The sequence below is a fragment of the Micromonospora yangpuensis genome (genome assembly GCF_900091615.1).
Classification (GTDB): Bacteria; Actinomycetota; Actinomycetes; order Mycobacteriales; family Micromonosporaceae; genus Micromonospora; species Micromonospora yangpuensis.
Genome location: NZ_FMIA01000002.1, coordinates 346,389 through 358,700 on the forward strand (window position 1 = coordinate 346,389; position 12,312 = coordinate 358,700).

8 protein-coding genes and 1 pseudogene are annotated in these 12,312 nt (G+C 72.9%); 7 read left to right on the forward strand and 2 right to left on the reverse strand.

Going from position 1 to position 12,312, the window contains the following annotated elements; translation table 11 throughout:
* Positions 1-55 precede the first annotated feature (55 nt).
* Entirely contained in the window at positions 56-1,480 is a 1,425-nt protein-coding gene (gene purB / locus GA0070617_RS01720) for an adenylosuccinate lyase (protein WP_091433032.1), read from the forward strand.
* Between the two features lie 92 nt (positions 1,481-1,572).
* Here purB and GA0070617_RS01725 read toward each other — a convergent pair whose 3' ends face one another.
* Complete coding sequence (locus tag GA0070617_RS01725; protein WP_175440716.1) at positions 1,573-2,136, reverse strand: YbjQ family protein; 564 nt, start codon at positions 2,134-2,136, stop codon at positions 1,573-1,575.
* Between the two features lie 528 nt (positions 2,137-2,664).
* Here GA0070617_RS01725 and purS point away from each other — a divergent pair.
* From purS to GA0070617_RS01745, 4 genes and pseudogenes are all read left to right on the forward strand, one after another.
* On the forward strand, positions 2,665-2,928 hold the full coding sequence (gene purS, locus GA0070617_RS01730; RefSeq protein WP_091433035.1) for a phosphoribosylformylglycinamidine synthase subunit PurS: 264 nt from the start codon (positions 2,665-2,667) through the stop codon (positions 2,926-2,928).
* Positions 2,925-3,608: a phosphoribosylformylglycinamidine synthase subunit PurQ gene (purQ, locus tag GA0070617_RS01735; RefSeq protein WP_091433038.1), complete on the forward strand. Its 684-nt coding sequence runs from the start codon at positions 2,925-2,927 to the stop codon at positions 3,606-3,608. Before purS ends, purQ begins: the two co-directional genes overlap by 4 nt.
* A gap of 70 nt (positions 3,609-3,678) precedes the next feature.
* Positions 3,679-6,585, forward strand: a pseudogene (purL, locus tag GA0070617_RS01740) (phosphoribosylformylglycinamidine synthase subunit PurL); the annotation flags it as partial.
* A 328-nt stretch (positions 6,586-6,913) separates the two neighbouring features.
* Positions 6,914-7,669 (forward strand): 2-phosphosulfolactate phosphatase, encoded by a 756-nt coding sequence (locus GA0070617_RS01745; protein WP_091433040.1) that lies wholly within the window; start codon positions 6,914-6,916, stop codon positions 7,667-7,669.
* Between the two features lie 131 nt (positions 7,670-7,800).
* On the opposite strand, the gene GA0070617_RS01750 is transcribed toward GA0070617_RS01745, so the two are convergent.
* Positions 7,801-10,032: a carboxypeptidase-like regulatory domain-containing protein gene (locus GA0070617_RS01750; protein ID WP_175440408.1), complete on the reverse strand. Its 2,232-nt coding sequence runs from the start codon at positions 10,030-10,032 to the stop codon at positions 7,801-7,803.
* 159 nt (positions 10,033-10,191) lie between these two features.
* Here GA0070617_RS01750 and GA0070617_RS30320 point away from each other — a divergent pair, with 159 nt between their 5' ends.
* Positions 10,192-10,545, forward strand: coding sequence for a sterol carrier family protein (locus GA0070617_RS30320; protein WP_175440409.1), 354 nt, complete (start codon positions 10,192-10,194; stop codon positions 10,543-10,545).
* Positions 10,546-10,722: 177 nt separating this feature from the next.
* Positions 10,723-12,264 (forward strand): amidophosphoribosyltransferase, encoded by a 1,542-nt coding sequence (gene purF, locus GA0070617_RS01755; protein WP_091445741.1) that lies wholly within the window; start codon positions 10,723-10,725, stop codon positions 12,262-12,264.
* Positions 12,265-12,312: the final 48 nt, after the last annotated feature.

Here is a 12,312-nt window from a genome sequence, read left to right on the forward strand (position 1 = left end):
GTCCCGATCCCGGGGTGCTCGCGGACGCCTGGTCAGGGTGCCGGAGAATGTCGGCGTGACGACGATCCCGAACGTGCTCGCCAACCGGTACGCCTCACCCGAACTGGTCGCCCTCTGGTCCCCGCAGGAGAAGGTACGGATGGAGCGGCGGCTCTGGCTCGCCGTACTCCGGGCGCAGCGGGACCTCGGCGTGGCCGTGCCGGACGGCGTGGTCGAGGCGTACGAGCGGGTCCTCGATGATGTTGATCTTGCCTCGATCGCGGAGCGGGAGCGGGTCACCCGGCACGACGTGAAGGCGCGGATCGAGGAGTTCAGCGCGCTCGCCGGGCACGAGCACGTGCACAAGGGGATGACCTCGCGGGACCTCACCGAGAACGTCGAGCAGCTCCAGATCCGGGCGTCGCTGGAGCTGATCCGGGACCGGGTGGTGGCCACCCTCGCCCGGCTCGCCCGGCTCGCCGTGGAGCACTCCGAGCTGGTGCTGACCGGCCGCTCACACAACGTGGCCGCGCAGGCGACCACGCTCGGCAAGCGGTTCGCCTCCGCCGCCGAGGAGCTGCTGATCGCGTACGAGCGGCTCGACGACCTGATCAACTGGTACCCGCTGCGGGGGATCAAGGGTCCGGTCGGTACCGCCGCCGACCAGCTCGACCTCTTCGACGGTGACCCGGACAAGGTCGCCGAGCTGGAACGGCGGGTCGCCGAACACCTGGGCTTCTCCCGGGTGCTGGACAGCGTCGGCCAGGTCTACCCGCGCTCGATCGACCTGGCGGTGCTCGCTGCGCTGGCCCAGATCGCCGCCGCGCCCTCGTCGCTGGCCACCACCATCCGGCTGATGGTCGGCCAGGAGTTGGCCACCGAGGGCTTCAAGCCGGGGCAGGTCGGCTCCAGCGCGATGCCGCACAAGATGAACACCCGCTCCAGCGAGCGGGTCAACGGCTTCGCCGTGATCATCCGGGGGTACCTGTCGATGGTCGGCGAGCTGGCCGGCGACCAGTGGAACGAGGGGGACGTCTCCTGCTCGGTGGTCCGCCGGGTGGCCCTGCCGGACGCCTTCTTCGCCGCCGACGGGCTGTTCCAGACCTTCCTCACCGTGCTTGACGAGTTCGGCGCGTACCCGGCGGTGATCAACCGGGAGCTGGAGCGCTTCCTGCCCTTCCTGGCCACCACGAAGATCCTGGTGGCGGCGGTACGACGCGGGGTCGGCCGGGAGGTCGCCCACGAGACGATCAAGGAGCACGCGGTCTCGGTGGCGCTGGCCATGCGGGAGAAGGGCGCACCGGAGAACGACCTCTTCGACCGGCTCGCCGCCGACAGCCGGCTGGGCCTGACCCGGGCCGAGATCGACACCCTGGTCGCCGACCGCCGGGCCTTCACCGGCGCCGCCCCCGCCCAGGTCCAGGCGGTCGCCACCCGCATCGCCGCGGTGGTCGACGCCCACCCTGGCGCCGCCGCCTACACCCCACCCCCCATCCTCTAACCCCCTCCCGGGCGAAGGAAGGGCCCCTTGTTAACGCATTCGGTAGAGAGGGGAACCCCTCTCACGCCACCCCGTTAACAAGGGGCCCTTCCTTACCCTCGGGTGGGGGTGTCGGGGGCGGAGGTGAGGTTGGGGGCGCTGGCCGGCTCGGCGATGCCGCCGGGGGCCTCGGCGATCTCCGGGTCCTGGGCGGTCTCCGCCGCGATCAGCGGTTGGTCCGGCGGCATGACCTCGGGTGCCTTGTTGGCCACGATCACCGCCGTGCCGTAGGCGCAGATCTCCATCCAGAGTTCGCCACAGTCCCGGCTGTCGAAGCGCATCCCCACCACGGCGTTCGCGCCGATCCGCCGGGCCTCCTCGGCGAGGCGGGCCACCGAGTCGGTACGCCACCGGGTGAGGTTGTCCGGCGCCATCGGGTCGTACGCGCCGCCGCGCAGGTTCTTGACCCCCTCGCGGTACGGGTTACGGGTCCGGGCCATCGAGGACACCACTTCGCCGAGGATCTGGCGGATCTCGTAGCCGGGCAGTTGATCCGTCGTCACGACCAGCACGTCTCTGATGCTGGCAGAGCCGGAGCGGGGGGATCGTCGGCCGTGCCCGCCTGGCCGGATGCTGCAAAACGGCGCGGCGCGGACGACCGGCGATCGGTTGGCCAACCGCACCGCCACGGTGTGAACCGGCAGCGCACCGGTCGCAACCTCCCGACCGGCCCGACACCGCCCACCGGTGCCGACACCCCGACCGGCTCGCCCCGCCCCGGGCGCCGACATCCTCACCGGCTCGACAACCTCCGACCTGCCCCGCGACCGGGGCGTCAACCGCCGAACCACCCGGGTCGGGAAGGTGCTCCAGGTCGGTCGTACGACGAGCGCCGCCGGGTGGGCGAAGCCGCTTCCGATAGACGCACGTCGACTGGCTCCGGACGCTGCTGACGGCGTTGACGAGGGGTGGATCGAGGTCGGCGTATGTAACGATTCGGCGTACCGAATCGCCGGTAAAAGCCCTGCTCCGTCTGCGTGTCGTAGCTGTTGCGGTGAATCACCCGCACCCCGGACGTCGGTAATGTGGATCACTGTCCCGGCTGCCGCCGGCCAGTGCGTCCGAGGCCGTATCTGCCAGGTAGGCTAGCTCCGCTCGCCCGTAGTGGGCCGGCACCCAACTGCGTACACAGTCAGGAGTGCCCAGTGCCTCGCGTCGTCGTCGACGTCATGCTCAAGCCCGAGATCCTCGATCCGCAGGGCCAGGCCGTCGCAAACGCGCTGCCCCGGCTCGGCGTCAACGATGTCGCCTCGGTTCGGATCGGTAGGCGGATCGAGATCGAGTTCACCGGTGAGCCGGACCTGGACCGGGCCCGGGAGATCGCCGACAAGCTGCTCGCCAACCCGGTCATCGAGGACTTCACCATCCACGCGGTCGAGGCCGACGAGTCCGTGGACGCGCACCCGTGACCGCCCGTGTCGGTGTGGTGACGTTCCCTGGCTCGCTCGACGACGGGGACGCGGCCCGGGCCGTCCGGATCGCCGGCGCCGAGCCGGTCCGCCTCTGGCACGGCGAGGCGGACCTGCGCGGGGTCGACGCCGTCGTGCTGCCCGGTGGCTTCTCCTACGGCGACTACCTGCGCTGCGGGGCCATCGCCCGGTTCGCCCCGGTGATGGAGACGATCGTCGACGCCGCCCGGGGTGGCCTGCCGGTGCTCGGCATCTGCAACGGCTTCCAGATCCTCTGCGAGGCCCACCTGCTGCCCGGCGCGCTCACCCGCAACCAGCACCTGCACTTCCGCAACCGGGACCAGGTCCTGCGGATCGAGGCGACCGGCACGGCCTGGACGAACGCCTTCCAGCCCGGCCAGGAGGTGCTGATCCCGGTCAAGAACGGTGAGGGCTGCTTCGTCGCCGACACCGCGACCCTGGACCAGCTCGAAGCCGAGGGCCGGGTCGTCGCCCGGTACGTCGGGGGCAACCCGAACGGTTCGCAGCGGGACATCGCCGCGATCACCAACCAGGCCGGCAACGTCGTCGGCATCATGCCGCATCCCGAGCACGCGGTGGAGGCCCTCACCGGTCCGTCCCTGGACGGTCTGGGCTTCTTCACCTCGGCCCTCAAGCACCTGGTGGGAGCACCGGCGTGACCGGTCGTGTCGGGATCAACGGTCGGCTCTACCGCCCGCTGGGTGACCGCGGGCGTAGCGAGGAGATGTCATGACCACCCACCCGGACCCGGCGGTACGCCACAACCCGGGCGGATTCCCGGCGGAGCCGCCGACCGGCCCCGTCGCGCCCCAGGGCGGCCCGGCGTACCCGGCCGGCCCACCCGCCTCCGCCACGCCGGCACCTCAGGGCTCACCCGCTTTCGGTACCTCCGCGCCGGCCCCGCAGCCCGACGGCCAGGACGCCCCGGTCCCGCCGGCCCGCCCGGTCGGCTCCCCGGTCCCGCCGGCCGCTCCGGTCGGCTCCCCGGTCCCGCCGGCCGCTCCGGTCGGCTCCCCGGTCCCGCCGGCCGCTCCGGTCGCCGCGCCCGTGCCGTCGGCTGCCGGGCAGCCTGGTGACGTACCGTCCGGTTCCGCCGGCCAGCCGCCGGCGCCGCGTGGCCCGCAGGGCTCGACCACCCCGGGGCCGGCCGCCGGCCCCGTCGCGGCCGGGGACTGGTCCGACGGCGTGGACACCGTGCCGCGCGCCACCGACACCCCCGAAGAGCTGCAGCCGTACGCCGAACTCGGGCTCCGGGACGACGAGTACGACCGGATCCGGCAGATCCTCGGCCGGCGGCCCACCCAGGCCGAGCTGGCGATGTACTCGATCATGTGGAGCGAGCACTGCTCCTACAAGTCGAGCAAGGTGCACCTGCGCCAGTTCGGCGAGAAAGCCCCGCCCAGCGACCGGATGCTCGCCGGCATCGGTGAGAACGCCGGTGTGGTGCAGGTCTCCGAGAAGCTCGCGGTGACCTTCAAGGTCGAGTCGCACAACCACCCGAGCTTCGTCGAGCCGTACCAGGGTGCGGCGACCGGTGTCGGCGGCATCGTCCGGGACATCCTCGCGATGGGCGCCCGCCCGGTCGCGGTGATGGACCCGCTGCGCTTCGGTGCGGCCGACCACCCCGACACCGCCCGGGTGCTGCCCGGCGTGGTGGCCGGTGTCGGCGGCTACGGCAACTGCCTCGGCCTGCCCAACATCGGCGGAGAGGTCGTCTTCGACCCCTGCTACCAGGGCAACCCGCTGGTCAACGCGCTCTGCCTCGGTGTGCTGCCGGTCGACCGGCTGCAGAAGAAGGAGGCCGCCGGCCCCGGCAACGTCGTGGTGCTGATGGGCGCCCGGACCGGCCGGGACGGCATCGGCGGAGTCTCCGTGCTGGCCAGTGCCACCTTCGACGAGGGCAGCGAGCAGCGCCGCCCCTCCGTGCAGGTCGGCGACCCGTTCATGGAGAAGCTGCTCATCGAGGCCTGCCTGGAGCTGTACGACGCCGAGCTGGTCGTCGGCATCCAGGACCTCGGCGGCGCCGGGCTGACCTGCGCGCTCACCGAGACGGCCGCTTCCGCCGGCACCGGCATGCGGGTGTGGTTGGAGCGGGTGCCGCTGCGCGAGGCCTCGATGGAGCCGCAGGAGATCCTGGCCAGCGAGTCCCAGGAGCGGATGCTGCTGGTCGTGGCCCCGGACAAGCTGGAGGCGGTGCTCAAGACCGCCGAGAAGTGGGGCGTCTGGGCCACCGCCATCGGTGAGGTCACCGCACCGGCCGCCGACGGACAGCCGGGCCGGCTGCTGATCACCTGGCGGGACCACCTGGTCGTGGACGTGCCGCCGGGCTCGCTGGTCGACGACGGTCCGGTCTACGCCCGTCCGATGCGGGAGCCGGCCGACCTGATCCTGCTCCAGGCCGACCGCGCCGAGACGCTGCCGCGTCCGGCCGACCCGGACGCCCTGCGCGAGACCGTGCTGCGCATGATCGCCGCACCGAACCTGGCCGACAAGACCTGGATCACCGAGCAGTACGACCGGTACGTGCTGGGCAATACCGTGCTCGCCCAGCCGGAGGACTCCGGCGTGATCCGGATCGACGAGCAGAGCGGGCTGGGCGTCGCCCTGTCGCTGGACGGCAACGGCCGGTACGCCCGGCTCGATCCGTACCACGGCACCAGGCTGGCGCTCGCCGAGGCGTACCGGAACGTGGCGGTGACCGGCGCGAAGCCGATCGCCGTGACGAACTGCCTGAACTTCGGCTCGCCGGAGGACCCGGGCGTGATGTGGCAGTTCGCCGAGGCCGTCCGCGGCCTGGCGGACGGCTGCCTGGAGCTGGGCATCCCGGTGACCGGCGGCAACGTCAGCTTCTACAACCAGACCGGCGCGGCGGCGATCCACCCGACCCCGGTGGTCGGGGTGCTCGGCGTGCTGGACGACGTGGCCAACCGGGTGCCGATGGGCTTCGTGTCCCGGCCGGGCGGCGAGCACGACCAGATCTACCTGCTCGGTGAGACGCACGTGGAGCTCTCCGGTTCGGAGTGGGCCTGGGTGACCCACCAGCACCTGGGTGGCGTACCGCCGCAGGTCGACCTGGGCCGGGAGCGGGCGCTGGCCGAGCTGCTGGCCGAGGCGGCCCGGGTCGGTCACCTCAGCTCCGCGCACGACCTCTCCGACGGCGGGCTCGCCCAGAGCCTGGTGGAGTCCTGCCTGCGCAACGGCGTCGGTGCCCGGGTCGGGGTGCCGGAGCGGTTCGCCGGTGGCTCGATGCCGTTCGTCTTCCTGTTCAGCGAGTCCGCCGGTCGGGCCATGGTCTCGGTTCCGCGCGGACACGAGAAGGCCTTCACCGCGCTCTGCTCCGAGCGGGGAGTGCCGTGGGAGCTGATCGGGGTCACCGACGCGGGCTTCGGCGGCCTGGACGTGCACGGCCAGTTCCAGATCGGCCTGGATGAGCTGCACCGGGCGCACACCTCGACGTTGCCCCGGCTCTTCGGCGGCCCGGCGGCCGTCGAGGCCGCGCAGGCGGTCACCCCGGCCGGCCTGGCGACCGCACCGGTCGGCGCGGTCGCCGCGGCCCCGCCAGCGGGTGCTGGCTCTGCGGCTTCGCCGGCGGGTGCCCCGGCTTCGCCGGCCGACACCCGGGGTGAGTCGGGGTCGTCGGCTGGGACCGAGGCGGCCGGCGAAGCCGACGGAGGGGATGAGTCGGGTGCGCCGGCCGCCGGGGCGAGCGCTCCGGCGGGGCCCTTGGTAACCGGGGCGACCGCCCCGACCGCCGCGGCCACCCCGGACGAGGCTGCCGCGACCGGGCCCACCGAGGGCACGCCGGTACCGCCGGCAGCCCCGACGGCGCAGCCTGGCCCGGCGCAGCCTGGTCAGACGGTGCAGCCTGACCCGACGCAGTCCGGCCCGGCGCAGCCTGGCCCGACGACGCAGCCGGGGTCCGGAACGCAGTCTGGCCCGGCGGCCACCGACGAGCGCTGAGGCGGTGGACCCGGCCTTTCACGGCCAACCCGGATCCGGGGCCCGGTTCGACTGGGGACTGGCCGGGGCGGCCGAGCTGGGCCGGGTCTGCGCCGTGCTCGTGGTGGTGGACGTGCTCTCCTTCACCACCTCGGTGGAGATCGCGGTCGGTCGGGGCATGCGGGTGCACCCGTTCCCCTGGGGTGCCCAGGCTGCCGACTACGCCCGCCGGGTCGGCGCGGTGGCGGCGGTGGGCCGTAGCCGGACCACCCCGGACCACCCCTGGTCGCTCTCCCCAGCGGCGCTGAGCAGTGCGCCGGTCGTGGCCGACCTGGTGCTGCCGTCGGAGAACGGCTCGGCGATCAGCGCCGCCGCGAGCGCCACCGGCCGTCCGGTGGTCGCCGCCTGTCTCCGTAACGCAGCCGCCGTCGGACGCTGGCTGCACACCCAGGGGTACGGCTCCACGGATGCCCCGATCGGAGTCGTCGCCGCTGGTGAGCGGTGGCCGGACGGGTCACTGCGCCCCTCGGTGGAGGACCAGCTCGGGGCGGCCAGAGTGCTGGACGCCCTCTCCGACGTGCCGGGCGGGCTCTCCGTCGAGGCGGCCATGGCGCTGGCCGGTCTGGCGAGCACCCCGGACGTGCCGGCGGCCGTACGGGGCGGCGTCTCCGGCCGGGAACTCGCCGACCTCGGCTTCGCCGCCGACGTGACGGCCGCGGTGCAGCTCGACGTCTCGGAGGTGGTGCCGGTGCTGCGCCACGGGGTCTTCGTCCGCGTCTGAGCCGTCCCGCTCCGGTGCCTGGCGCCGTTCGCGCCTGGGTCGTCGCCCGCCGTACCGCGGTCGGTGCCGGAAAGCAGCGGGGGCTGCCCCGGCAACGCGGGACAGCCCCTGCTCAGATCACCTGCCGTCGGTCAGTCGTCCAGCCAGTCGAGCCGGCGACCACCACGCTCCGGCGGCGGTCCGTCCGGCCGCCCCCGGCCGGGCTGGTTCTGGTCACCGTAGTGGCCGCCGCCCTGCTGCTGGTCGTAGCTCTGCTGGTCGTACCCACCGTCGCGGGGCCGAGGCGGCTCCTGACCGTATCCGCCCTGCTGCTGGTACCCGCCACTCTGGTCGTACCCGCCCTGCTGGTAGCCACCGGACTGGTCGTAGCCGCCCTGTTGCTGGTACCCGCCGGACTGGCCGTAGCCGCCCTGTTGACCGTAGCCCCCGCCCTGCTGGTAGCCGCCGGACTGGTCGTAGCCGCCCTGTTGCTGGTACCCGCCGGGCTGGCCGTAGCCGCCCTGTTGGCCGTAGCCACCGGTGGCATCGCCCTGGTCGCCGTAGCCGCCGGGAGCCTCACCGCGCTGGTCGTAGCCGCCGCCTGCGTAACCGCCGGATGCCGGCGGCCCGCCGTGCTGCTGGTCGTACCCGCCGCGTCGGTCGTCGTAGCCCTCGTAGCCCGGCTGACCGCCGTAGCCGCCGCTGGCCGGCTGGCCGCCGGTCGACTCCGGGGACCGCCCGTACGGCGAGGCCCCCGACTGACCGTAGCCCGGATCAGGGTCGGTGGCGGGCTGGTAGAGGCCGGTGGCGTACGGGTCGGCCGGCGGCGGGTAGGACGTGGTGCCCTCACCCTGGTAGCGGCCGGTCGGCTCGTCGTACCGCTCGCCGTAGCCGGCTCCACCGGCCTGCGTCGGCGGGTACTCGGCGCCGCCGGGCGCCCCCGGATAGTCCCGACTCCCGTAACCCCCACCGGAGGCCGGCGCGTTGCCGTAACCGGCGCCGGAAGCGGGCGCGTTGCCGTAACCGGCGCCCGAGCCTGACGCGTTGCCGTAGCCGGCGCCGGAGGCCGGTGCGTTGCCGTAGCCGGCTCCGGAGGCCGGCGCGTTGCCGTAGCCGCCCTGACCCGGCGACTCGTCGCCGTAACCGCCGGCACCGGACCAACCCTGCTGGCCGGCGGTGTTGAAGGGCTGCGGCGGTGCGCCGTACGGGTCCGGCGGGACGTCGTCGACCACCGGCTGGTGCATCATCGTCGGAGCGTCACTGAGGGCAGCGCCGCCGACCATGGTCGGGTCGGGGCCGGCGTCGATCCGGTTCACCACCCGGGTCTGGTCGTCCGCGCCCCGGAACGTGCCCCGGGCGTTGGGGGTGGCACCGGCGGCGGCCGGCGCGTCCTCGTCGACCTCGGGCTCGTCGGCGTTCTCCCGACGCTTCATCCAGAGCAGCACGATGGTGCCCACCCCGATCGCGACGAACAGACCCCCCAGCAGGATCAGCAACCAGGAGCCCATGCCACCGGAGTCGTCCGCGGAGGACGCCGCCGGCTCCTGCTCGACCCCCTCGGCGCCCTCGGTGGGCTCCTCGTCGGGCTCCTCGGCCTCCACGGTCGGGGCCGGCTCCGCGGTTGGTGACGGGGTGGGGCTGGGGCTCTCCTCGACCCTGATCGGCAGGCTGATCCGCTGACCGGTGAGGCTCTGCCCGGCCCGGGCGCTGATCGTCTTGCGGGCGATCGCGGTCTCCCGGCTGGCGCCGAGCTGGAGCTGGCCGGGGGCGATCGGGTTCTGGGTGGAGCCGCTGAACCGGAAGTTGCCGTTGCCGTCGCTGGTGGTCTCGTGCCGCCGCCCGTTCGAGTCGAGCAGCAGGACGTTGGCGTTCGCCACCGCGTCGCCGTTGGCCTCCACGGTGACCTTGCCGGAGACCGCCCGGACGGTCTGTACCTCTTCCTGCGTGGGCTCCGGCTCCGGCGGTGGCGGCGTCTCCGTCTCCGGTCGGCCCTGCACCCGGACCTGGACGCGACCCTGACCACCACCGGTTTCGCTGCCCTGCGCGGCGACGGTCGCGTTGGCGTTGCCGTTCGGCGCGTTGCCAGCGGCCCGGAGCACCACCTGCTGGGTGGCCGCACCGCCGCCGAGGGTCACCTCGCCGCAGCCGTTGGCGCAGCTCACGCCGTTGGGTAGCCCGTTGACACTGATCGTGGCGGTCTCGCCGTCGTCACCACTGAGCTGCACGGTCAGGGTGGCCTGGCCGCCGGCCTGGAGGTTGACCGAGCCGGGTGACACGCTGACGTCGACCGCCATCGCCGGTGTGGCGGGGACGGCGACAAGGGCGCCGGTCACCAGCGCTACGACCACACCGGCCCGCTTCCAGGCACGTCGGTGTGTGGACACGTCCACCGCCTTCCGGTCTGACCTCCCCGGCCAGGGTGCCGGGGGCCGAGGATCATCACGGTACGAAATACGCCGTCGGCAACTATGCCTTGTCTGACCGGATCGGCGCGACCCAGGGCCAGCGTCGGGCCTTGGGTCGGGAGGCCGTATCGTCCCGTCGTGTCCTCTCCGAACCGTGGGTCTGACGCGCTGAGCAGCGCACTTGCCGCGCTCGATGCCGGTCGTACGCCCGAACGGCCGGTGTACCGTGAGGCGGTCCGTACCTTGTTGACCGCATTGGCGGATCGGGTGCCTGGCCGATCGGTGGAGGTGCGGGTCCCACCTTACGGTGCAGTTCAGTGCGTTTCCGGCCCACGACACACTCGTGGTGCGCCGCCGAACGTGGTGGAAATGGATCCGGCGACCTGGCTCGCGGTGGCCACCGGGCGACTGCCGTGGGCGGAGGCGGTGGCGCAGGGGCGGGTACGGATGAGCGGGGCGCGGGCGGACCTGTCCGGACATCTCCCGCTCTGACCAGGGGGCGCCACCCGAAAAGGGTGACTCCCCGCATCGGAATCATGACTTTCTGTATCGACTGTTGCTCGCGTACACTGTCAGGCGACGACAGTGGTCCCGGCCTCGGCGTGCGGAGTGCGGCAGGCCCGCAACCGCCTCGCCAGGCCAGTCCAGACCAGCATGAGGGAGCGGCAGGTGCCCCGAGGCGACGGCCGGCTGAGCCACGACCTTGACCCCCAGCGACCCGGCCCCCAGGACGCCTGTGGCGTCTTCGGAGTCTGGGCGCCCGGGGAAGAGGTGGCCAATCTCACCTATTTCGGGCTTTACGCATTGCAGCACCGTGGTCAGGAGGCCGCCGGCATAGCGGTCAGTGACGGCTCCGGTGTGGTGGTCTACAAGGATCTCGGTCTGGTCGCCCAGGTCTTCGACGAGCCCACCCTGGCCAGTCTGCGCGGACACGTGGCGATCGGGCACGCCCGCTACTCGACCACCGGCGCCTCCACCTGGGAGAACGCCCAACCGACGCTTCGGTCGACCAAGGCCGGCACCACCATCGCACTGGCCCACAACGGCAACCTGGTCAACACCGCCGAGCTGCAGCGCGACGTGCTGGAGCGGGGGATCGACTCGGACGGTGCCACCAACGACACCTCGTTGGTGACCATGCTGTTGGCCGGCCGTCCCGACCTCTCCGTCGAGGCCGCCGCGCTGGAGGTGCTGCCGCAGCTACGCGGCGCGTTCAGTTTCGTCTTCATGGACGAGTCGACCCTCTACGCCGCCCGCGACCCGCACGGGGTGCGCCCCCTGGTGCTCGGCCGGCTGGAGCGCGGCTGGGTGGTGGCGAGCGAGACCGCCGCCCTGGACATCGTCGGCGCGAGCGTGGTCCGGGAGGTGGAGCCGGGTGAGCTGATCGCGATCGACGCCGACGGCCTGCGCTCCGCGCGGTTCGCCGCCCCCGAGCCCAAGGGCTGTCTCTTCGAGTACGTCTACATCGCCCGCCCGGACGCCCACATCGCCGGGCGCAACGTGCACGCGGCCCGGGTGCAGATCGGTCGGCAGCTGGCCAAGGAGCACCCGGTCGAGGCCGACCTGGTCATCCCGGTGCCGGAGTCGGGCACCCCCGCGGCCATCGGGTACGCCGAGGCCTCCGGCATCACCTACGGTGCCGGCCTGGTGAAGAACCCGTACGTGGGGCGGACCTTCATCCAACCGTCGCAGACCCTGCGCCAGCTCGGCATCCGGCTCAAGCTCAACCCGCTGCGGGAGAACGTCCGCGGCAAGCGCCTGGTCGTGGTGGACGACTCGATCGTGCGCGGCAACACCCAGCGGGCGATCGTGCGGATGCTGCGCGAGGCCGGTGCGCTGGAGGTGCACGTCCGGATCTCCTCGCCGCCGGTCTCCTGGCCCTGCTTCTACGGCATCGACTTCGCCACCCGCGCCGAGTTGCTGGCCAACGGGCTGGACAACGACGGCATCCGGCGCTCCATCGGCGCCGACACGCTGGGTTACGTATCGCTACCCGGTCTGATCGCGGCGACCGAGCAGCCGAAGACCCGGCTCTGCCGGGCGTGTTTCGATGGTGAGTACCCGATCGAGCTGCCGGCAGGGAACCAGATCGGCAAGCACCTGCTCGAAGGCATTGGGCGGCGGGTCGCGACCGCGCCACCGGACGCCCCGCACCACGCCACCGAAGAACTCGTCGCCACTCCCGGCGGCGCGACCGTACACCGCCCATAGCACCACCCGGCGCGACGCCGCGACGGCGACGGTGACCTCGGCCCGACC